General features: G+C 51.4%; 18 protein-coding genes. 2 read left to right on the top strand and 16 right to left on the bottom strand.

Going from position 1 to position 21,877, the window contains the following annotated elements; all coding sequences use genetic code 11:
- Nucleotides 1-187: 187 nt before the first annotated feature.
- The 5 genes from eno to rlmD form a co-directional block, all read right to left on the bottom strand.
- A complete protein-coding gene (gene eno, locus BGK46_RS16975) occupies nucleotides 188-1,486 on the bottom strand; it encodes a phosphopyruvate hydratase (RefSeq protein ID WP_069591321.1) in 1,299 nt (432 codons plus the stop codon).
- Between the two features lie 77 nt (nucleotides 1,487-1,563).
- The gene (locus BGK46_RS16970; protein ID WP_069591319.1) at nucleotides 1,564-3,198 is read right to left on the bottom strand and encodes a CTP synthase; all 1,635 of its coding nucleotides are present in this window, start codon (nucleotides 3,196-3,198) and stop codon (nucleotides 1,564-1,566) included.
- A 140-nt stretch (nucleotides 3,199-3,338) separates the two neighbouring features.
- Nucleotides 3,339-4,148, bottom strand: coding sequence for a nucleoside triphosphate pyrophosphohydrolase (mazG, locus tag BGK46_RS16965; protein ID WP_069591317.1), 810 nt, complete (start codon nucleotides 4,146-4,148; stop codon nucleotides 3,339-3,341).
- Between the two features lie 48 nt (nucleotides 4,149-4,196).
- Nucleotides 4,197-6,410, bottom strand: coding sequence for a GTP diphosphokinase (gene relA / locus BGK46_RS16960; RefSeq protein WP_069591315.1), 2,214 nt, complete (start codon nucleotides 6,408-6,410; stop codon nucleotides 4,197-4,199).
- 91 nt (nucleotides 6,411-6,501) lie between these two features.
- Nucleotides 6,502-7,818, bottom strand: a complete 1,317-nt coding sequence (rlmD, locus tag BGK46_RS16955; protein ID WP_069591312.1) for a 23S rRNA (uracil(1939)-C(5))-methyltransferase RlmD — start codon at nucleotides 7,816-7,818, stop codon at nucleotides 6,502-6,504.
- Nucleotides 7,819-7,968: 150 nt separating this feature from the next.
- Between rlmD and barA the strand changes: the two genes are divergently transcribed.
- Nucleotides 7,969-10,731, top strand: coding sequence for a two-component sensor histidine kinase BarA (gene barA / locus BGK46_RS16950; RefSeq protein ID WP_069591310.1), 2,763 nt, complete (start codon nucleotides 7,969-7,971; stop codon nucleotides 10,729-10,731).
- Nucleotides 10,732-10,747: 16 nt separating this feature from the next.
- Here barA and acpS read toward each other — a convergent pair whose 3' ends face one another.
- The 11 genes from acpS to rpoE form a co-directional block, all read right to left on the bottom strand.
- Entirely contained in the window at nucleotides 10,748-11,137 is a 390-nt protein-coding gene (acpS, locus tag BGK46_RS16945; RefSeq protein ID WP_069591308.1) for a holo-ACP synthase, read from the bottom strand.
- Nucleotides 11,137-11,868: a pyridoxine 5'-phosphate synthase gene (pdxJ, locus tag BGK46_RS16940; protein WP_069591306.1), complete on the bottom strand. Its 732-nt coding sequence runs from the start codon at nucleotides 11,866-11,868 to the stop codon at nucleotides 11,137-11,139. Before pdxJ ends, acpS begins: the two co-directional genes overlap by 1 nt.
- A gap of 2 nt (nucleotides 11,869-11,870) precedes the next feature.
- Nucleotides 11,871-12,566, bottom strand: a complete 696-nt coding sequence (recO, locus tag BGK46_RS16935) for a DNA repair protein RecO (RefSeq protein WP_069591305.1) — start codon at nucleotides 12,564-12,566, stop codon at nucleotides 11,871-11,873.
- Between the two features lie 36 nt (nucleotides 12,567-12,602).
- Nucleotides 12,603-13,508: a GTPase Era gene (gene era / locus BGK46_RS16930; protein ID WP_069591303.1), complete on the bottom strand. Its 906-nt coding sequence runs from the start codon at nucleotides 13,506-13,508 to the stop codon at nucleotides 12,603-12,605.
- Nucleotides 13,505-14,179 carry a ribonuclease III gene (rnc, locus tag BGK46_RS16925; RefSeq protein WP_069591301.1) on the bottom strand — a complete coding sequence of 225 codons (675 nt, stop codon included), beginning with the start codon at nucleotides 14,177-14,179 and terminating at the stop codon, nucleotides 13,505-13,507. Before rnc ends, era begins: the two co-directional genes overlap by 4 nt.
- 12 nt (nucleotides 14,180-14,191) lie before the next feature.
- Nucleotides 14,192-15,091, bottom strand: a complete 900-nt coding sequence (lepB, locus tag BGK46_RS16920; RefSeq protein WP_069591299.1) for a signal peptidase I — start codon at nucleotides 15,089-15,091, stop codon at nucleotides 14,192-14,194.
- Nucleotides 15,092-15,105: 14 nt separating this feature from the next.
- Entirely contained in the window at nucleotides 15,106-16,902 is a 1,797-nt protein-coding gene (lepA, locus tag BGK46_RS16915) for a translation elongation factor 4 (RefSeq protein WP_069591298.1), read from the bottom strand.
- Between the two features lie 78 nt (nucleotides 16,903-16,980).
- Complete coding sequence (locus tag BGK46_RS16910; protein WP_069591296.1) at nucleotides 16,981-17,478, bottom strand: SoxR reducing system RseC family protein; 498 nt, start codon at nucleotides 17,476-17,478, stop codon at nucleotides 16,981-16,983.
- Nucleotides 17,475-18,452 (bottom strand): sigma-E factor regulatory protein RseB, encoded by a 978-nt coding sequence (gene rseB, locus BGK46_RS16905; RefSeq protein ID WP_069591293.1) that lies wholly within the window; start codon nucleotides 18,450-18,452, stop codon nucleotides 17,475-17,477. The genes BGK46_RS16910 and rseB overlap by 4 nt, the downstream gene beginning before the upstream one ends.
- Nucleotides 18,449-19,084, bottom strand: coding sequence for an RseA family anti-sigma factor (locus BGK46_RS16900; RefSeq protein ID WP_069591290.1), 636 nt, complete (start codon nucleotides 19,082-19,084; stop codon nucleotides 18,449-18,451). The genes rseB and BGK46_RS16900 overlap by 4 nt, the downstream gene beginning before the upstream one ends.
- A gap of 32 nt (nucleotides 19,085-19,116) precedes the next feature.
- Nucleotides 19,117-19,698: an RNA polymerase sigma factor RpoE gene (gene rpoE / locus BGK46_RS16895; protein WP_069591286.1), complete on the bottom strand. Its 582-nt coding sequence runs from the start codon at nucleotides 19,696-19,698 to the stop codon at nucleotides 19,117-19,119.
- A gap of 334 nt (nucleotides 19,699-20,032) precedes the next feature.
- On the opposite strand from rpoE, the gene nadB reads away from it, so the two are divergent.
- Nucleotides 20,033-21,649: an L-aspartate oxidase gene (gene nadB, locus BGK46_RS16890; RefSeq protein ID WP_069591283.1), complete on the top strand. Its 1,617-nt coding sequence runs from the start codon at nucleotides 20,033-20,035 to the stop codon at nucleotides 21,647-21,649.
- Nucleotides 21,650-21,877: the final 228 nt, after the last annotated feature.

Raw genomic sequence — 21,877 nt, 5'->3', positions numbered from 1 at the left:
TTTGGCCAGCAACGCCCTTGCGAGTCGGATTATCTTCCCCTCAGTCGGGGCGATTCAGGTTTCTTTCAACCTGACGGGTTTGCCAGCTTCGCTGGGCAAACAAAAAAGCCGCCATAAAGGCGGCTTTTGGGGTCAACAGTGAAAGGCAAGGTGCCTTTCCATCACAGCTAATCGGCTGCGACTTTTATTATTGACCTTTAACTTCTTTCAGACCGTTAAACGGTGCTTTTTCACCCAGCGCTTCTTCGATACGGATCAGCTGGTTGTACTTGGCAACACGGTCAGAACGGCTCATAGAACCAGTTTTGATTTGGCCTGCTGCAGTACCAACCGCCAAGTCAGCGATGGTTGCATCTTCAGTTTCACCTGAACGGTGAGAGATTACGGCAGTGTAGCCCGCGTCTTTCGCCATCTTGATCGCAGCCAAAGTTTCGGTCAGAGAACCGATTTGGTTGAATTTGATCAGGATAGAGTTCGCCACACCTTTCTCGATGCCTTCTTTCAGGATCTTGGTGTTGGTTACGAACAGGTCATCACCCACTAGCTGAAGTTTGTCACCCAGCAGTTCAGTTTGGTGCTTAAAGCCCTCCCAATCTGACTCGTCTAGGCCGTCTTCGATAGACACGATTGGGTACTCTTCAGCCAGTTTCGCCAAGTAGTGGTTAAACTCTTCTGAAGTAAAGGTTTTACCTTCACCCTTCATGTTGTAGATGCCTTGCTCTTTGTCATAGAACTCAGACGCAGCACAGTCCATCGCGAGGGTGATGTCTTTACCTAGCTCGTAGCCTGCTTTCTCAACCGCTTCTTTGATCGCAGCAAGCGCAGCAGCGTTTGACTCTAGGTTAGGCGCGAAACCACCTTCGTCACCAACAGCAGTGCTTAGGCCTTTGGCCTTCAAAACTTTGGCTAGGTTGTGGAATACTTCCGCACCAATGCGCAGTGCTTCTTTCAGGGTTTTCGCACCAACAGGTTGGATCATGAACTCTTGGATATCAACGTTGTTGTCCGCGTGCTCACCACCGTTGAGGATGTTCATCATTGGTAGAGGCATTGAGAACTGACCCGCAGTGCCGTTTAGTTCAGCGATGTGCTCAAACAAAGGCATGCCTTTCGCCGCCGCAGCAGCTTTAGCGTTAGCCAGAGAAACCGCTAGGATCGCGTTAGCACCGAACTTAGATTTGTTCTCAGTGCCGTCAAGGTCGATCATCACCTGATCGATGTCAGCTTGGGCTTTCGCGTCTTTACCTAGCAGTGCTTCTGCGATTGGGCCGTTAACCGCTTCAATCGCTTTCAGTACGCCTTTACCCATGAAACGTGACTTGTCACCGTCACGCAGCTCTAGTGCTTCGCGAGAACCGGTAGACGCACCTGATGGCGCTGCCGCCATACCAACAAAGCCACCTTCCAAGTGCACTTCTGCTTCTACAGTTGGGTTACCGCGTGAATCGATAATTTCACGACCTAGAACTTTAACGATCTTAGACATTGTGATTCCTCTCGTCTGTCATTGTATTCAAAAAATAAAAAGCGGCCGCCCGTCAGGACTACCGCTTCACATTTGTGTTATAGCTCACCGCGCTGCTTTTTACCTGCAGCCGCAACGAACCCGGCGAATAGCGGGTGGCCGTCGCGAGGAGTCGAGGTGAACTCTGGGTGGAACTGACAGGCCACAAACCATGGATGTGCTGGGTTTTCGATGATTTCTACCAGCTTCTTGTCCGCCGACAAGCCCGATACAAGTAGACCGGTTTTTTCCAATTGTGGACGCAGCAAGTTATTCACTTCGTAGCGATGACGATGGCGCTCGTGGATTTGAGTGTTGCCATATAGCTGATGCGCTTTAGACCCTTCAGACAGGTGGCAAAGCTGTGCGCCTAGACGCATAGTGCCACCTAAATCAGAGGATTCGCTACGCTCTTCCACGTTACCTTCTTCATCGACCCACTCGGTGATCAATCCCACCACTGGGTATTTGCTGTCTTTGCTGAATTCGGTGGAGTTAGCTCCTTCCATCCCAGCAACATTACGGGCGTATTCAATTAACGCCACTTGCATGCCTAAACAAATGCCAAGATACGGCACTTTGTTTTCACGCGCATATTGTGCGGCAAGGATTTTGCCTTCGACGCCGCGATCACCAAAACCGCCCGGAACCAAGATCGCATCTAAACCGTCGAGCAGCTCAGTGCCGCGGGTTTCGAGATCTTGTGAGTCAACATACTTGATGTTGACGGTCAGACGATTTTTCAATCCGCCATGCTTCAACGCTTCGTTGACAGATTTATACGCGTCAGGCAGTTCGATGTACTTACCTACCATACCAATGGTGACTTCACCCATTGGATTGGCTTCTTCATAAATGACTTGTTCCCATTCAGACAGGTCGGCCTCCGGCGCTTGGATGCCAAAGCGCTGACAAACCAAGTCGTCCAGCCCTTGAGAGCGAATCAATGAAGGAATTTTGTAGATTGAATCCACATCCTTCATGGTGATAACCGCTTTCTCTGGTACGTTACAGAACAGTGCAATTTTTGCACGCTCATTGGCTGGAATTGGACGCTCACTACGGCAAACAAGGACATCCGGCTGGATACCAATCGATAGAAGCTCTTTTACCGAGTGCTGGGTCGGCTTGGTTTTCACTTCACCCGCCGCAGCCAAGTATGGCACCAAGGTAAGGTGCATAAACATCGCACGCTCACGACCGACTTCCACGGTCAGTTGGCGAATCGCTTCAAGGAATGGCAGTGATTCAATATCACCGACAGTGCCGCCAATTTCCACGATCACCACGTCGTGACCTTCACCACCGGCGATGATGCGGTCTTTGATCGAGTTAGTGATGTGTGGAATCACCTGAATGGTCGCTCCCAGGTAATCTCCGCGGCGCTCTTTGCGCAGAACATCCGCGTATACGCGACCAGAGGTAAAGTTATTACGCTTGGTCATTTTGGTGCGGATAAAGCGCTCGTAGTGACCGAGGTCAAGGTCGGTCTCAGCGCCGTCTTCCGTGACGAATACTTCCCCGTGCTGGGTAGGGCTCATTGTCCCTGGATCCACGTTGATATAAGGGTCGAGTTTCATGATGGTGACGTTGAGGCCACGCGCTTCAAGAATGGCTGCCAATGAGGCTGCAGCAATACCCTTACCGAGGGAGGATACAACACCGCCCGTAACAAAAATGTAATTCGTCGTCATGCTAAACCTGAGAGTTGGATTTAGAGGAAATTAATGGAAATCTGGACGGGAAGTCATGATACCAGACCCCACTCACTCCCACAACGTGAAAACTATCACACACCATACTGTTTTTATTTGTCGCAAATCAATGATGAAACTTACAGCGTGTTGCTTTTTTCCTGCTTTTTGACCTGTTGCCAGGCCGATTCCAGTTCATCTAACTGACATTCTTGAATATTTTTTTCATCATTGCGTAATTGAGTTTCAACTTGACGGAAACGCCGTTCGAATTTTTGATTCGCGTTACGCAACGCGGATTCCGCATCCGTGCCGACGTGGCGTGCCAGGTTTACCACCGAAAACAATAAATCGCCGATTTCTTCTTCCACCCGCGCGGGGTCTACCGGCGTGATTGCCAGTTCTTGCTCAACCTCGGCAATTTCTTCGCGTACTTTATCGAGCACCGGCGCCACCGCATCCCAATCAAACCCCACTCGCGCACAACGTTTTTGCAGTTTGTGTGCGCGCACCAGTGCGGGAAGGCCTAACGTAACGCCGTCTAACACGCTAGTGGGTTGCTCTGACGCCGCTTTGTCAGCACGATCCTGCGCTTTAATCCCTTCCCAATCCGGGCCGTGCAGCGGCTCACCTTGACTGTCTTTAGGACCAAAGACATGCGGGTGACGACGGGTGAGTTTGTCACAAATCGCCCCCACGACGGCATCAAAATCAAAGCGATTTTGCTCGTGTCCCAATTGACTGTAGAACACTATTTGAAAGAGTAAATCGCCTAATTCATCTTTTAGGTCCGACCAGTGCTCACGCTCAATGGCATCGGCCACTTCATAGGCTTCTTCGAGCGTGTGAGGCACGATGGAGGCAAAAGTTTGGGCTTTGTCCCAATCGCACCCTTTTTGTGGGTCGCGCAAGGTCGCCATGATAGTCAGTAAATCGTCAATCGACGCCATACTTCGTTATCCTTAAAAAAACGCCCTGTCGATAACAGGGCGTGATGTTTATCTGAGTCGTTTGGCTTCTACCACATCCTTGACCTGCTCCAGCCGGTTTACAATTCGGCTAAGCGTGTCGAGATCGGAAATCTCTAAATCAAAGTCCATGATAGACATCTGCTTTTTGTAATCGACTCGGCTTTGCATGCCCGCAACGCGGACTTTTTCATTGCTGAGCACAGTATTAATGTCTTTGACTAATCCGGTGCGTTCATTGGCGGATAAGCGAATGCGCACATGGTATTGCCCGACATGCCCTTTCCCCCAGACGGTAGCGATGATTCGCTCCGGCGCATGGTGACGAAGTTCGTTCAGTTGCTCACAATCCGCACGGTGTACTGAAATTCCGCGTCCTTGGGTCACAAAGCCCATAATGTCATCACCCGGCAGCGGCTGACAGCAACGCGCGAGGTGGGTCATCAGGTTATCAACCCCTTCAACCACCACCGCATCACGATGGGTTTTTCCACCTACGGTTTTTTGTTCACTTTGCTGAAGTTTTTCCAGCAACTGTTGCTCTTCTTCTTCCAAGCTTGGCTTGTTGATCAGGCTGTTAATGTGATTAACCACTTGATTGATACGCAGATCGCCACTTCCGACCCCCGCGTACAGCTCTTCCAGTGAATTCACATTGAAGCGCTTGAGCGCCAAACTCGCATCTTTACTGGCACCGCCAATTTTTTGTAGTTCGGTATCGAGAATTTCTTTACCCGCGGCAATGTTTTTATCTCTGTCTTGTTTTCGGAACCAAGCGTTGATTTTTGCCCGCGCTCGGCTCGAATTCACAAAGCCTAAGCTTGGGTTCAGCCAGTCACGTGAGGGGTTGGGCTCTTTTTGGGTGATAATTTCAACCTGATCCCCCATCTGCAAGTGATAGGTGAAAGGCACAATGCGTCCTTCTACCTTGGCACCAATGCAACGATGGCCGACTTCAGAGTGAATGTGGTAGGCAAAGTCGAGCGGCGTCGCACCGCTTGGCAAGTCGACCACATCACCACGCGGTGTAAAAGCATACACGCGATCATCAAAGACTTGGCTGCGCAACTCATCCAGCATTTCGCCTGAGTCTGACATCTCTTCTTGCCACGCCAAGAGTTTTCGCAGCCAGGTAATTTTCTCATCGTAGCCACTACGTCCACTGGCTGAGCCTTCTTTATACTTCCAGTGCGCCGCCACCCCAAGCTCCGCATCATCATGCATTTGACGGGTGCGAATTTGAATTTCGACCGGTTTGCCTTCCGGCCCCAACACGACGGTGTGAATTGACTGATAACCGTTGGGTTTAGGGTTGGCGACGTAATCATCGAACTCTTTCGGCAAGTGGCGATATTTGGTGTGCACCGCGCCCAATGCGGCGTAACAGTCTTGTAGCTCTTCGGCGATAATGCGCACCGCACGTACATCAAACAGTTCATCAAACTGCAGATTTTTTTTCTGCATTTTGCGCCAAATACTGTAGATATGCTTGGGACGGCCATACACTTGCGCGTTGATGTGAGAAGCTTCCATCGCCTGCTGCAGATCAGTGACAAACGCGGTAATGTAGTTTTCGCGATCGATGCGCCGCTCAGCCAGTTGCTTCGCGATTTGTTTATAGGTCTGCGCGTGCTGGTAGCGGAAGGCGTAGTCTTCGATTTCCCATTTTAACTGACCAATACCGAGACGGTTGGCCAAGGGTGCATAGATGTTGGCACTCTCTTTCGCCGCCTGCAGACGCACCTCTTCCGGTGCATCTTTAACTTCACGCAGATAGCAAATACGTTCCGCCAGCTTGATCACCACGCAACGGAAATCTTCGACCATAGACAGCAACATGCGGCGAACATTATCCACCTGCGCGGAGGTCGCTTCGGCATCGGTTTGGGTATTCAAATGACGGATGGCGGCGGTTTGCTGCACGCCCTCAATCAGTTTGACAATCGCGGGCGAATAGCGCTCTTCCAAGGTATCGAGCGCCAGCAATTTGGCTTCCACCACCGGGAAGAAGAGCGCGGCGAGGAGCGTGTCGGCGTCCATACTCAGGGTCACCAAGATTTCAATCATCTCTCGGCCACGCCACAGCGGTTGGCTCAGCGCCGTTTCATCCCCTAACGTACGACAATAATTGTACCCATCCAGCAGGGCTTGAGCGGTTGAGGCGTCTTGTCCTAACCGCGCAATCCAAGTTTGAAGATCAAAGGCTTCATCTTCATGCAGATGGGCTTCTCGTACCGCAACCATAACTGTTCCTATCCTTATCTTTCGCCTCAGCGAAAGAGGCATATCCATGTTTAACCGCGTGGCTTCAGATCGAACACATCATTGACGACGCCTAGCGTCGAAACAGTGCCATGGATTCCAAATGCCCTGTTTGCGGAAACATATCAAGCATACTCAAGCGAGTTAGTTGGTAACCCTGCGCCAACAACACGCGACTATCCCGCGCCAGCGTTGCTGGGTTGCAGGACACATAAACAATGTGTGTAGCGCTAGATTGTGCCACAAAGTCCATCACTCCGGCAGCCCCTGCTCGGGCAGGATCGAGCAGGATTTTATCAAATGCGTGCCGTGTCCAGTCCCCATTCAGCGTCTCACCGTTGAGATCTGCTTGGTAAAACTGCGCATTGCTTACTTGGTTGGCCTTCGCATTATCCTGAGCTTGCGACACCATCGCCTCAACCCCTTCTACACCAATCACGGTTTTCGCCTGTTTTGCCATGGGGATGCTGAAATTGCCAAGACCACAAAACAGATCCAACACCACATCGGTTGACGCAAGCTCTAGCCAATTCAGAGCTTGGGCAACCATCTTTTGGTTCACCGCTGCGTTGACTTGAATAAAGTCGCCAGGCTGAAAATGGAGGCGGGTTTGTTGGCTCTCGTAATACGGAGGCTCGCCCACCACTCGCTCAAGCGGCCCGTCAGCTTGCTGCCAATACAACATGCAGCCTGTCAGCTCTGCCCATGCTTGAAGCGCTTGCCTATCTTCTGGGTGCAACGCCTTGGTGGTGCGCAACGACGCAATACAGCCATTGTCTGCCTCAATCAAATCAACATGGCCGAGGATTCGGCGTCCTCGCAGTCCATCCAAACAAGGCCGTAAGCTAGCAAGTAGCTGATTTAATGGTTCACTGAGAACAGGACAGTGGCCCACATCGACAATGGCATTGCTTTGACGGGCTCGAAACCCCATGGTCAGCGCCCCTTTATTATCGACTTTCAAGCTGATGCGCGCGCGACGACGATACTGCCAAGGGCTATCGATGGCGCCATCCGACAGCTCGACCGTCTCGTCTACGGCAAATTTTTCAATCAATTCTGTCAGCACTGCGCGCTTGTGTGCCACTTGGCCTGAATGGCTTAAATGCTGCAAACTACAGCCGCCACATTGCTGATACAAAGGACAAGCCGGCTCAATGCGAGTTTCCGCGCGCTGGTCGAGTTTAATCAGTTTGGCCCGCGCATACTGGCGCTTTTGCTCGGTGAGCTGCACCAGCGCCTGTTCACCGGGCAAGGTACCCGGAACAAAGACAGGTTTTTTCTGCCAATAGCCAACCCCATCACCGTGGTGGTCGAGGCGTTGAATCGCGAGCAACTGATGCTTTTGTTCAACGTTTTTTTTCTTCTGAGGCTTAAAAAAGCGCGCCATGGTGGATTCCAGTGTCAAAGTGCTTGTCGTCGCAAGCGAGTCAAAGAGGTCCTGCCAGTGGGAGTTGTGATAGTTCGCTGACTATTTAGTTATTGAATCATGTACACTGGCAGCTAATTACAGCCATTATTTTCCCATAGTTTATCCAGCATGACCAAATATGGACTCCGCACCCGTGTCTCCGTGTTGACCATTGCGCCTACCTTGATTGTTGGCCTCCTGCTGAGTGCGTTCTTTACCAGCACGCGTTATCAGGATTTGGAACAACAACTTACCATCACAGGGTCTGCCATTATCGAGCCTTTGGCGATTGCCAGTGAGGTTGGATTAAAAAACGATAGCCGTGAAAATGTGCGACGCTTGATTGGCTTTGCGCACCGTCAGCACTCCCAGTTTGTGCGTAGTATTGCGGTGTTCGATCGCCACAACGAATTGTTTGTTACCTCCAACTATCACCGTGATTTGGCGATGCTATCGGTCAATAATGGCCAACCCATCCCGACCCAGTTACAGGTAAGCCAACAGCAAGAGACCCTGATTTTACGGGCGCCTATTCTGGAAATTGGCCGTTTTACGCCTGGGTTAAACGTCGAGCGCCCCTTAGGCTATATTGCGATGGAGCTGGATCTAAGCTCGGTGCGGCTAAAGCAATATCAAGAGATGATCACCGCATTGGTGATGGTCGCACTCGGCGTGATCCTCTCATGCTTCTTTGCATACCGATTGATCTCAGATGTCACCCATCCTATTGCGAATATGGTGAGCTTAGTCGATAGGATCCGTCGCGGGCACTTGGATGTTCGTATTGAAGGTGAGCTGCTGGGTGAGCTCGATACCCTCAAAAATGGCATCAACGCCATGGCCATTTCGCTTTCCGAGTATCACTTGGAAATGCAGCAAAGCATTGATCAGGCTACCTGTGACTTGCGCGAAACCCTCGAGCAGCTCGAGATCCAAAACGTTGAATTAGACATTGCCAAAAAGAATGCTCAAGAAGCCGCTCGGGTGAAATCTGAGTTCTTAGCGAATATGTCTCACGAGTTGAGAACGCCTTTGAACGGGGTGATTGGCTTTACCCGTCAGATGTTGAAAACAGAGTTGAGCAGTAGCCAACGCGATTACTTGCTGACCATTGAAAAGTCGGCCAACAATCTGTTGACCATCATCAACGACATTCTCGACTTCTCCAAACTCGAAGCTGGGAAACTGCTGCTGGAAAACATTCCTTTTGACTTCCAAGACATGCTGGATGAAGTCATGCGTCTGCTCGCACCCATGGCGCATGAAAAAGGGCTGGAGCTAACCTTACGTGCCGATGCCCGTATCCCTGCTGGCGCGGTTGGTGACCCGCTACGTATTCAGCAAGTGCTGATCAACTTAATTGGTAATGCTGCCAAATTCACAGAGCGCGGCAATATTGATGTCAGTGTCGATTTAAAACAGCTACATGATGAAACCATGGAGCTGCAGTTTATGGTCAAAGATACCGGCATTGGCATCTCAGAGCGCCAGCAAGCCCAGCTTTTCCAAGCCTTCCGTCAGGCCGATGCCAGTATCTCACGCCGTTATGGCGGGACAGGCCTTGGGTTGGTGATCACCCAAAAATTAGTGCAACAGATGGGCGGGGACATCGGCTTTACCAGTCGCCTCCACCAAGGTTCTTCATTCTGGTTTACGTTGAAACTCACGCAGACTGATTTACCCGTCTCGCAGCCAATTGATATCGAGCCGCTGGTTGGCCGTGATCTGGTGATTGTTGAACCCAACCCTCGCACACGGGAAATCCTCCGTCATCGATTAGGGCAAGTGGGGTTAAACATCGATACCGTCGCCGATGTCGAGATGCTCAGCGATCACGCATACACCTTTGCGCTGTTATGCTTTGACGCCGGGAAAATGCCAGAAATCGAAAGCATGAAACAAGCCGTGCTCGCCTGTGAGCAGCGAGCAAACAGTGTGATTGTGTGTCTACCGACCACTGAGCTGGAAGCCTCCGAACACTTATTAAAAGCCGGCGTCAGCGCCTGCATTGCAAAACCTATCCCACAACGCAAGCTCCTTGAGACATTACTAGGCTCGCCCGAGCCTACGCCGCTACCACTGCCGAAACCCAGCAGCCATCAAAAAGCGCCGTACACAGTGATGACCGTCGATGATAACCCCGCCAACTTAAAGCTGATCACCGCTTTGCTGGCCGAACGGGTCGAGAAAGTGGTGACCGCCGAAAATGGGGTTAAAGCCTTAGCACTTGCCCACCAGCAAGCCTTCGACATCATTTTGATGGATATCCAGATGCCAGAAATGGATGGGGTCACGGCCTGTCAGGAAATTCGTAAAGCGGGCATGAATCAGCAAACCCCCATTGTGGCTGTCACCGCCCATGCGATGCCGGGCGAGCGCGAGCGCCTATTGGAAGCGGGCATGGATGACTATCTGACCAAACCGATTGAAGAAGCCATGTTAGAAAGCACCCTCGCACGCTGGCTACGCTTTGACGAGCTTTCCGCCGTGACGGTGAGTGATGTGGAACCCGCCCCGAAAGCGGTTTGCACCGATCAAAGTGCGCGCCACCTCGATTGGCAACGAGCGTTAAGCCAAGCCGCGGGTAAAGAAGATCTCGCCAAAGAAATGCTAGAGATGCTGATTGCCTCATTTGCTGGTGTCAAAACCATCGTGGAGCACGCATTGGCCGGTACCTGCTCTACCGAGGATTTATGGCAAGCAATTCATAAGTTACATGGCAGCTGCGCATACAGCGGGGTTCCGCAACTCAAAGCGCTGTGTCATGAGCTAGAAACGCAGCTCAAAGCAGGCGCAGATATCGACACCGTCGAGCCAGAGTTATTGGAACTACAAGATGAGATTGCCCATATCGAGCAGCTGGCGCCCCAGTATTTGAACGACGACGCGTAAAACACGCTCGGCGGCCTTAAGCCGCCGGTGTGCCTTCAAGGATTACGTGCGCCACCGCATAGGCTTTTTCATCAGAGAGCGTCAGCCAGCAATGGCTGACACCTCGGGCTATCGCTAGCTGTTGTGCCTTGCCAGACAGGGTCAGCACAGGCTGCCCCGACGGTTGATTGCTCACCGTAAAGTCTTGAAAGCTGACCCCTTGAGCAATCCCGGTTCCTAGTGCTTTCGCGGCAGCTTCTTTCGCGGCAAACCGTTTCGCCAAATAGCGCCCTGGCTGCTGAGTTGCCGCCATTTGCGCCTGCTCTGGCTCAGTCAGAATACGATCCGCAAAACGGGCACTGCGAGACAGCGCCGCCTCAATGCGCGCTATCTCAACAATATCAGTGCCGACGCCTAGAATGGCCATTAGCGACGCGCGGATTCCATGATCGCTTTCATATCCGCCACAGCTTTTTGAAGGCCATCAAACATGGCGCGGCCAATAATCGCGTGACCAATATTCAGCTCATGCATTTCTGGCATCGCCGCAATCGGCGTGACGTTATGATAAGTCAGGCCATGTCCGGCGTTCACTTTAATGCCCAGGTCCGCCGCGTAGCTGGCAGCAGCAGAAATCTTCTTCAATTCAGCTTGGCGGTCGTTGTCGTTACTGGCATCAGCATAGTGACCCGTATGCAGCTCGATATAAGGCGCACCACACTGGTGAGCGGCATCAATCTGCTCACGGTCAGCATCGATAAATAGCGACACTTTTATGCCCGCCTGAGTCAGGGTTTGTGTTGCCGCTTTTACTTTGTCTAATTGACCGGCGACATCTAACCCTCCCTCCGTGGTCAATTCTTCACGCTTTTCGGGAACTAAGCAGACGAATTCTGGTTGGGTGTCGAGGGCAATTTTCACCATTTCATCGGTCACTGCCATTTCTAAATTCATGCGCGTTTGTAGCGTTTCTTTGAGAATGCGCACATCGCGGTCCGTGATATGACGACGATCTTCACGCAAATGGACAGTGATGCCATCCGCTCCGGCACGTTCTGCCATTTCAGCCGCGTGGACAGGATCTGGGTACGCGGTGCCACGCGCATTACGCACGGTGGCAATGTGATCAATATTCACACCCAAGTAAATCTTATTCATGATTATTTCCTTCTAAACAATTCTCTGCTTTTGAGCGGCTTAGGGCCTAAGTATGGCTTAAGCGCAATGCGTGTAAACCGCTTCGCAGCCCGCAATTGGTCGCTGGTGTCAAATTGACGCGTCGCCAGCGCACGCAGATCGTGACCGGTAAACTGCCGCTGTTGGCTTTTCATCAGGGACGCGACAAACCCTTGTTGTTCGCGAAACAGATACGTCATGTTATCGTCAATCGGGTCACCACTGCCAGCGCAATGAAGAAAATCAACCCCATAGCCCAGCGCCTCAAGTAACGCGAGTTCAAAACGGCGCAGTGCCGGCTCGGGGTTGTTATAGCGTGCTAGTTGCGTCAGTGCAGTGACATAATCGAGGAAGACCGTCGGGTACGGCGTTTGCGGCTCAAGGACGCGCATTAAAACTTCGTTGAGATAAAAGCCAGAATAGAGCGCATTACCAGAAAGTGGTAACGCCAAACCGGTCGCTTCAGCGCTTCGTAAAGTACGCAATTCACCGCGACCGCCCCATTTTAGCAACAGCGGGGTGAAAGGTTGTAAGGCGCCTTTGAGTGCAGAGCGCTTACCGCGCGCGCCTTTAGCCAGCAAGCTAACTCGGCCTTCCCCTTCAGAGAACACATCAAGGATCAAGCTGGTTTCGCTATAGGGGCGTGAGTGAAGCACAAAACCGCGTTGAAAGCCGTCCACGCCGCCCCTCCTGTGTATGGCTACCGAGTGGGTAACTTAGAGATCGTCAATGTAGCCCAAGCTGCGCAGTGCACGTTCGTCATCTGCCCAACCGGATTTTACTTTGACCCAAAGCTCGAGGTAGACCTTGCGCTCAAACAGATCTTCCATATCGAGTCGGGCCTCACGGCCGATACGTTTGATTTTCTCGCCGCCTTTACCAATCACCATTTTCTTTTGGCCATGGCGCTCGACCAAAATCAGGCCATTGATATGAAAACCATCCGTCTCTGGATTGTAATCAAAGCGCTCGATTTCGACGGTCACAGAGTAAGGCAACTCTTCACCCGTGAAACGCATTAGCTTTTCACGAATGATCTCTGACGCCATAAAGCGTTGCGAGCGATCTGTCACATACTCTTCAGGGAAGTAGTACTCACACTCAGGTAAGGCATCGCGAACACGCTGCTCGACCACATCGATATTGGTACCGTGTTTCGCGGACACTGGGATCACATCAACAAACTCCATCTTTTCCGACAAGGTTTGTAGGTGCGGGAAGAGCTCAGTCTTTTCACGCACATTATCGACTTTGTTAACCAAGAGTACGGTTGGCAACCCTGAACGCGCCAGCTTGTTCAGAACCATTTCGTCATCTTTGGTCCAGTGGGTACCATCCACCAAGAAAAGAACGAGCTCAACATCGGTCAACGAGCTGTTTGCCGCTCGGTTCATCAGGCGGTTGATCGCGCGCTTTTCTTCAATATGCAGCCCCGGCGTGTCTACATAGACGGCTTGATAGTTATCACGGGTATCTACGCCCATGATACGGTGACGCGTGGTTTGCGGTTTGCGTGACGTAATCGAGAGCTTTTGCCCAACGAGACGGTTGAGCAAGGTCGATTTGCCGACGTTTGGACGCCCGACAATGGCGATAAATCCGCAGTGCTGTGCTTGTGTCATTGTGCCAACTTCTGTAATGCTAACTCTGCAGCCGCTTGCTCTGCCTTGCGACGACTGCTGCCTTTACCTATCACAGAACGCTCCAGTCCTGCCACTTGACACTCCACCGTAAACTCTTGGTTGTGTGCCTCGCCACGTACTTTCATTACCGTGTAAGATGGTAACGGTTTACGCTTGCCTTGTAGGTGCTCTTGCAAGCGGGTTTTGGGATCTTTTTGGCTGACGCCCGGCTCAATGGTATTTAAGCGTTGTTGATACCAATTGAGGATAATGCGCTGCACCGTATCAATATCACTATCCAAAAAGATAGCACCAATCAGCGCTTCTACCGCATCCGCCAAAATTGAGTCTCGGCGGTAGCCGCCACTTTTAAGTTCTCCTGGGCCAAGGCGCAGTACTTCGCCCAGTGAAAACTCACGGCCAATCTCAGCCAAGGTATTGCCACGAACCAAGGTCGCGCGCATACGACTCATATCCCCCTCATCCACTTTGGGAAAACGGTGGTAGAGATCGTCAGCAATCACAAAGCTGAGAATCGAATCGCCTAGAAACTCCAAACGCTCATTGTGGGTGCCATTGGCGCTTCTGTGTGTCAGTGCAAGCTCAAGTAATGCCGCGTTATTGAACTGGTAGCCAATCTCACGCTGCAGTTTATCTGTTAGTGTTGTCATCATGTTCCAGAATTAATTAATACCACCAATACGGTTAAAGCGAACGCCTGTCGGCACCCAAGATGGTAGCCAGCTATCACTGTCACGCTCGAACTCAAAGCTTATCCAGATCGCCACCGCTTTGCCGACTAAGTTGCGTTCAGGGACAAATCCCCAGAAACGGCTGTCAGCACTGTTATCTCGGTTATCCCCCATCATGAAGTAATGGCCTTCCGGCACCACCCAGCGGTTGACGCCCGGACGAGGCTGATAGGCAGCCACGCGGTCATTGCGGGATGGGTTCACGAGGATCTGGTGTGCTTGCGCGCCTAAGGTTTCTTGCGCCTGAATCAAGTTCACACCGCCTTGGGAAAACTCGCTCGGCTCAATATTATCAATGGGCACAGGCTCGCATTGTGATTGCCCTTTTGGCTGGATACACAGTCGTTTTTCTTTGGTATAGACAATAGTATCGCCCGGCAAGCCGATCGTTCGCTTGATGTAATCGATATTCGGTTGTGGTGGATACTTAAAGACCACGATATCACCGCGTTCCGGTTTGCCGGTCTCAACCAGCTCGGTATGAAACGCGGGATCGCGCAGCCCATAGGCAAACTTTTCCACCAAAATAAAATCGCCAACCAGCAAGGTTGGCATCATGGATCCTGATGGAATTTGAAAAGGCTCATAAATAAAGGATCGCAAGACCAATACCACGGCAATGACCGGGAAAATCGATACCGCGTTCTCAATCCAACTGGGCTGAGGTGCCACCTTGGCAACTTGTTCGCTATCGACATCACTGTCAGACACGTTTAGGGTTTTCGCGGCCGCTTGGCGACGTTGCGGCGCCCAACGGTACTTGTCTAACACCCAAATTATGCCGGTGACCACAGTCACCAGCACCAGTATCAAAGAAAATGTATTGGCCATACTTTAATCCGTTATTATTTGTCTTTGCCCACATGCAAAATGGCCAAAAAGGCTTCTTGCGGCAGTTCGACGTTACCGATCTGCTTCATGCGCTTCTTACCTTCTTTTTGTTTTTGCAGTAGTTTTTTCTTACGACTCACGTCACCGCCATAACATTTAGCTGTAACGTTTTTACGTAACTGCTTCACGGTTGAGCGTGCAATGATGTGGTTACCAATCGCCGCCTGAATCGCAATATCAAATTGCTGACGTGGGATAAACTCTTTCATCTTCTCAACCAAGTCACGGCCTCGAGGCTGGGCATTATCACGGTGGGTAATAATTGCCAATGCATCAACACGGTCGCCGTTAAGAAGAATATCTACCCGCACCATATCGGATACTTCATAGCGCTGGAAGTTGTAATCCAAAGAGGCATAACCGCGGGACGTCGACTTAATCCGATCGAAGAAGTCCAAAACTACTTCAGCCATTGGAATATCGTAGGTAAGCGCCACTTGGTTACCGTGATACACCATATCTACTTGCATGCCGCGCTTCTCCACACATAAGGAGATGACGTTACCGACAAACTCACTTGGCACCAAGATGTTACAACGGGCAATCGGCTCACCGATGGTGTCGATATCGTTGATCGGCGGCAGCTTCGCGGGGCTATCCACGTACACCACTTCTCCGTCGTTTTGTGTCACTTCGTACACAACCGTCGGGGCGGTGGTAATCAGGTCGAGGTTGTATTCACGCTCGAGACGCTCTTGGATGATCTCCATATGGAGCATGCCAAGGAAACCACAGCGGAAACCAAAGCCCAGTGCGGCTGAGCTTTCTGGCTCATAAAACAGTGAGGCGTCGTTTAAGCTCAGTTTACCTAGCGCATCACGGAAGTTTTCATAATCATCCGAGGAGATAGGGAACAAGCCGGCATACACCTGTGGCTTGACCTTTTGGAAACCTTCAATGCGCTTTTCACAGCCATTTTTTGCATGGGTAATGGTGTCACCCACTGGGGCGCCAAGAATGTCTTTAATGCCACAGATCACCCAGCCCACTTCACCCGTTTTCAGCCCTTGGAGCTCTTTGCGTTTCGGCGTGAAAATGCCGATGCTATCAATGTTCCACTCTTGGCCGGTGCTCATGATTTTGACTTTATCGCCTTTTTTGAGCTCACCTTCACGGATACGCACCAATGACACCACCCCTAGGTAGTTATCAAACCAAGAGTCAATGATCAGGGCTTGCGTGGGAGCATTCGGATCGCCTTCTGGTGGCGGGATAAGACGTACAATATCTTCCAGTACATCATCCACGCCCACGCCGGTTTTCGCCGAACAGCGGGTAGCATCAATGGCTTCAATACCCACGATGTCTTCAATTTCTTGCGCGACGCGATCAGGGTCGGCAGCCGGGAGGTCGATTTTGTTCAGAACAGGCACGACTTCCAAGTCCATTTCAATCGCGGTGTAGCAGTTTGCTAGGGTCTGAGCTTCCACGCCCTGTCCAGCATCTACCACCAGCAAAGCACCTTCACACGCTTTCAGTGAGCGTGACACCTCATAAGAGAAGTCGACGTGTCCTGGCGTATCGATGAAGTTAAGCTGATACTCATTGCCGTCTTTGGCTTTATAGTTCAGTGTCACACTCTGTGCTTTGATGGTGATACCGCGCTCGCGCTCTAAGTCCATAGAGTCGAGGACCTGAGAAGCCATTTCCCGGTCAGTAAGGCCCCCACATACTTGAATGAGTCGATCGGAAAGGGTCGACTTACCGTGGTCAATGTGGGCGATGATCGAAAAGTTACGAATATGCTTCATGTGTTAGTGTGACTTACTCGTTATCTATAAGAATGGGATCCTAGGATCAGGTGGGGCGGATTCTACCGAAAATAGTGGCTAGTCGCTATCCTGACGTGCTGCATTTATCACCGCGAGCTCGGAAACTGGCTCTCCCATCACGCGTAATAACTGGGGCTGCTGTTGCTCAGGCGTCCCTACCCGTGCCGCCAAATAGCGCGCAATCAGTACACCGAGTGTGCCAAAACCAACACTGGTGGCAATCACACCAGCCTCGCCGCCACTGGCAAGTTCGGTAAACACAAACTGACCAAGCAGTGCGCCTACCATCAACATCACCAGCGGCACCAGATACACAATCAACGCGGAACGCACCAAGGTGGCTTCCGCGAGACCAATTTCAACCAAGGTCCCCACCGGTAATGCTTTGGGGGCACGCACTTTGACATGATTGACCTTACCGGGCAACGCTTTAGACACGATACCGGTGCCACACTGACTTTGTGATTGGCAACTGCCACAGCTGGTTTGTTGCTGACACGCCAGTGCCAGCCAGCCATCTTGATATCCAGTCACTTCCGCGAGCGCTTTAATCATTGTTCAACCTGTTGCGATGCTTTCTCTCCATTATCGGTGATACGCACCGAATTAGCGACACGTTTAGCAGTTTCAGGCGGAATATCACCCACCACGGTAATCTCTGCGTTTCCGCTAATCACACTGTGCAACGTCCGGCGCCCCTGACGAACAATTTGCTCACGTACCGAGACATCGTCCGCTTTGGCCAAATAAACCGAAAAACTGAACAGACCGTCACTAAACATTTGGCTCTCAACCGCACGCTTGGTCATCATTAAGCGATGGCGATTGCTGTACACAGGCTCAAAACCATCCGGCAATTGGGTGACTTGCCAATCTAATGATGAGTGGTTAGTGGCAGGCAGTTTGAGTACAGGTGGGAGCGTGAGTTCTGCCAGTTGCTGCATTGCTTCGCTAATGCGCGGCGTGACCACAAGCGACAATGCACGATATTGCTCCAGCGGGTCACCATCTCGGTCCAATAAATCCGCGCGGACCGGGAGCTTACTCTCTTCATCTATCCACAACAGATACGAGTAACGCTCACCATCTTTTGGGGTGATTCGCACCACTTGGCAAGCCATACCCGCTTCACGAGATTCACCCATTGAGACAAAGTCATACTGACGTGCAAGGACATCAATATCGGTTTGAATCAAGGTGGGAAGTGGCGCAACGATATGATCGCTGGCGATGGTAAAGGGGTCATATCCCGGCTCAAAGTAGCTCACTTCATCGCCGCGACGGATCACTTCGCGCGGCGGTCCACTGAGGTACATTAAGTGCCCGAATGCATGCTCACCCACGCGCGCATGACGAAAGCGCATCGGCTCTAAACTATTTTTGCCGACCATGATGTAGGACACTTCATAGTCTAATGTGTCGCTTGCGACGTCCATTTGATGTAACAAAGCCTCGGCAGAAGGTTCGGCCGAGGCTTGCGCAGACATCAAACCGACCAGCGCAAGCGCACCGATCAGAGTTTTTTTCATTGATTTGTACTGCTCATCGACGGTGCCAGTGTCTGATTCTCAGACAGCCTATCTTTATTCAAACGAAGCTGCAATTCGTAGTCTTTCAACATCGCATTAATCCGGCGACGTTGCTCCATCAACTGCGCTTCAGTGGGCGTTGAGCGAAAATCGTCTCGGCTCAGACTCACCGGTTCTGCGGCACCCGAAAAAGGAATGGTCTCTAGTACCGGTGGCTGCGTGGCGGTACTCGCTACCGGTGATGTGCTCTCCGGCTGGTTATACTGCTGCACACCGACAATCACGGCCAATGACACACAGGCGGCCATCCCCACTTGCGTGACTTGTTGAAGCCAGTTGGGCAAGTGACGACGGGCTTTTTCTGGCGTCGGCTGCGCTTCATGCATAGGTACCACATCACTGTCGTGATGATGAACAGGGGTATGCGCTGGCTCCTTGTCTAACGCAGACGCCACCGCCCCAGCAATGTCCCACTGTGCGGCACTTGGGGTTTCGCCTCGCATTACGTCACGGAGGGTCCCGAAACTTTCCCATGTTTGCAGCGCGTCATTATCGTGCTCGAGTTGTTGGATCACTGCGTTATCCACGACCTCACCATCTAACAACGCTGAAATTTGTTCTCTATCCGTCATTCATGTCACCGTCATGCAGCCAGCAAAACACGTTACCGTTTCATCAGTGGTCGGATGCGCTTCTCCACCGCTTCTCGAGCGCGGAAAATACGAGACCGTACCGTACCGACTGGACAATCCATTACCTGTGCAATTTCTTCGTAGCTGAGTCCATCGAGCTCACGCAACGTAATTGCGGTTTTTAAGTCATCAGGCAGTGATTCGATCGTCGAAAAAACTACCTGCTTCAGTTCCTCTGACAACATCAAGTTCTCAGGGTTCGAAATTTCTTTTAGTGAGCCGCCGCTTTCAAAATTCTCTGCGTCTTCTGCGTCTATATCACTGCCGGGTGGACGACGCCCTTGCGCCACCAAATGGTTCTTTGCTGTGTTCACCGCAATGCGATACAGCCAAGTATAAAACGCACTCTCACCACGAAACCCCGGTAAGGCACGATAGGCTTTAATGAACGCCTCTTGTGCGATGTCCGGAATATCGCCACTGTGTGTTCCCACGTAGCGGGCAATAAGGTTGCACACCTTATTTTGATATTTGACGACTAACAGGTTGAATGCTTGCTTGTCACCATTCTGTACACGTTCTATTAGAACCTGATCGGTTAGCTGCTCGCTCATTCGAGCGTTTACTCCTTGGTTGTTCTTTCCGCCCGATTATCGAAATTCTGTGCCCGACGTTGTCAGAACGCGGTTAAACCCTCTTGCGAGCATTCGCACATACTACGACGAAGTGGCTGGGGAAAAGTTCCTCACCATATTGGTTTTATTTTGGGTGTCATCACATTACTGTGACGGGATGGCTAAATTATGACAACCTAGCCCGCCTGTATTGTCGCCCGAAGGATAGCATGGTTGCAAACTTTCCCCCTCCGTTCACTGTGATTTGATCCAAGTGCGCGCAGGCGTGACAAATTGGTGTAACATGGGCCGCGTAGAAAGAGGACCAGGGATCATGACGACCACAACTCAGGAACATCAATGTGATGTGCTGGTTATCGGCAGCGGTGCCGCCGGCCTATCATTGGCGCTACGTTTGGCGCCCACACATAAAGTGATTGTACTTAGCAAAGGCCCATTAAGCGAAGGAGCCACCTTATACGCGCAAGGTGGTATTGCCGCGGTTTTTGATGAGCAGGACTCTGTCGAGTCACACGTTGAAGACACACAAATTGCAGGCGCTGGCATTTGTGATACGCAAGTTGTCGACTTTATCGCTCGAAATGCGAAAGATTGCGTACAATGGCTGATCGATGGCGGCGTGCCTTTCGATCAAGAAGATACAGAGAGTGACACGCCGAAATATCACCTCACCCGCGAAGGTGGGCATAGTCACCGCCGCATTCTTCATGCCGCGGATGCCACCGGCATGGCCGTGCAAACCTCACTGCAAGATAATGTACGCAACCACCCCAATATTACCTTGCTCGAACGCCACAATGCGCTCGACATTATTACGCGTAAAAAAATCGGCCTTGGTGGTCCCAATCATGTGTTAGGTGCCTATGTCTGGAACCGCGACCGCGAAGTGGTCGACACGGTACGGACCAATTTTGTAGTGCTGGCAACCGGTGGTGCATCCAAGGTGTATCAGTATACCTCGAACCCAGATGTGTCATCTGGTGATGGCATCGCTATGGCTTGGCGTGCGGGCTGTCGGGTCGCTAATTTGGAATTTAATCAATTCCACCCAACCTGTTTGTATCACCCTGATGCCCGTAACTTTTTGCTTACCGAAGCATTACGAGGTGAAGGCGCCCATCTCAAACGCCCAGACGGGACACGATTCATGTCAGAGTTTGATGCGCGTGGCGAGCTAGCCCCACGAGATGTCGTTGCGCGCGCCATTGACTATGAGATGAAGCGCCTCGGGGCTGATTGCATGTACTTAGATATCAGTCATAAAGATCCTGACTTTATCACCAAGCACTTCCCGACCATTTACGAGAAGCTGCAGACCTATGGGTTTGATCTCACCAAGGACGCGATTCCGATTGTACCGGCCGCTCACTATACCTGTGGCGGTGTGATTGTTGACCAAAACGGCAATACCGATTTACCGGGCCTCTATGCAATCGGCGAAGTGAGCTATACCGGCTTGCACGGCGCCAACCGGATGGCGTCTAATTCGCTTCTGGAGTGTGTGGTCTACGCGTGGTCTGCCGCTGAACATATCAAAGCGCACCAAGACCATGTTGAGCCGCTTGCGCCGCTACCTGCTTGGGATGAGAGCCAAGTAATTTGCTCCGATGAAGAAGTGGTTATCCAGCACAACTGGCACGAGCTGCGTTTGTTCATGTGGGATTATATGGGGATTGTTCGCTCCACCAAGCGTCTGGAGCGCGCACTGCGTCGTATTGAACTGCTCAAGCAAGAAACTCACGAGTACTACGCCAATTTCCGCGTCTCGAATAACTTGCTAGAGCTGCGCAACTTGTTACAAGTGGCGGAACTGATGGTGCGATGTGCCATGCAGCGTAAGGAGAGCCGAGGGCTGCACTACACAATTGATTATCCAGAGCAATTACCCGACTCTGGGCCAACCATTTTGGTGCCCGATCAACCTTGCTAACCATGTGACGATAATAATAAAGGCCAGCAAACGCTGTAATGCCGATCAGTTAAGCAAAAAATGATCGGTTGAACGATCCTGAGAGGGTGTCAAAATCCGAGTGTTTCTGCACACTCGGATTTTTTTATGTTCTTAAGACAAGCCCTCGACCGAATACATCAATTCTCTGCTGACCAACTCAATGGTCTATCCGATCTCCTTTGCCCTGAACTCATTCACCAATGTCTT

It is taken from the genome of Salinivibrio sp. SS2 (assembly GCF_001722075.1).
Taxonomy (GTDB): Bacteria; Pseudomonadota; Gammaproteobacteria; order Enterobacterales; family Vibrionaceae; genus Salinivibrio; species Salinivibrio proteolyticus.
Note: the sequence above shows the minus strand (reverse complement) of the source record. Positions and strands in the feature narration are given on the sequence as shown.

Excerpts from the sequence above, each read along its gene's own strand:
- eno (WP_069591321.1), bottom strand. The coding sequence starts at position 1,486 with ATGTCTAAGATCGTTAAAGTTCTAGGTCGTGAAATTATCGATTCACGC.
- BGK46_RS16970 (WP_069591319.1), bottom strand. The coding sequence starts at position 3,198 with ATGACGACGAATTACATTTTTGTTACGGGCGGTGTTGTATCCTCCCTC.
- mazG (WP_069591317.1), bottom strand. The coding sequence starts at position 4,148 with ATGGCGTCGATTGACGATTTACTGACTATCATGGCGACCTTGCGCGAC.
- relA (WP_069591315.1), bottom strand. The coding sequence starts at position 6,410 with ATGGTTGCGGTACGAGAAGCCCATCTGCATGAAGATGAAGCCTTTGAT.
- rlmD (WP_069591312.1), bottom strand. The coding sequence starts at position 7,818 with ATGGCGCGCTTTTTTAAGCCTCAGAAGAAAAAAAACGTTGAACAAAAG.
- barA (WP_069591310.1), top strand. The coding sequence starts at position 7,969 with ATGACCAAATATGGACTCCGCACCCGTGTCTCCGTGTTGACCATTGCG.
- acpS (WP_069591308.1), bottom strand. The coding sequence starts at position 11,137 with ATGGCCATTCTAGGCGTCGGCACTGATATTGTTGAGATAGCGCGCATT.
- pdxJ (WP_069591306.1), bottom strand. The coding sequence starts at position 11,868 with ATGAATAAGATTTACTTGGGTGTGAATATTGATCACATTGCCACCGTG.
- era (WP_069591303.1), bottom strand. The coding sequence starts at position 13,508 with ATGACACAAGCACAGCACTGCGGATTTATCGCCATTGTCGGGCGTCCA.
- rnc (WP_069591301.1), bottom strand. The coding sequence starts at position 14,179 with ATGACAACACTAACAGATAAACTGCAGCGTGAGATTGGCTACCAGTTC.
- lepB (WP_069591299.1), bottom strand. The coding sequence starts at position 15,091 with ATGGCCAATACATTTTCTTTGATACTGGTGCTGGTGACTGTGGTCACC.
- lepA (WP_069591298.1), bottom strand. The coding sequence starts at position 16,902 with ATGAAGCATATTCGTAACTTTTCGATCATCGCCCACATTGACCACGGT.
- BGK46_RS16910 (WP_069591296.1), bottom strand. The coding sequence starts at position 17,478 with ATGATTAAAGCGCTCGCGGAAGTGACTGGATATCAAGATGGCTGGCTG.
- rseB (WP_069591293.1), bottom strand. The coding sequence starts at position 18,452 with ATGAAAAAAACTCTGATCGGTGCGCTTGCGCTGGTCGGTTTGATGTCT.
- BGK46_RS16900 (WP_069591290.1), bottom strand. The coding sequence starts at position 19,084 with ATGACGGATAGAGAACAAATTTCAGCGTTGTTAGATGGTGAGGTCGTG.
- rpoE (WP_069591286.1), bottom strand. The coding sequence starts at position 19,698 with ATGAGCGAGCAGCTAACCGATCAGGTTCTAATAGAACGTGTACAGAAT.
- nadB (WP_069591283.1), top strand. The coding sequence starts at position 20,033 with ATGACGACCACAACTCAGGAACATCAATGTGATGTGCTGGTTATCGGC.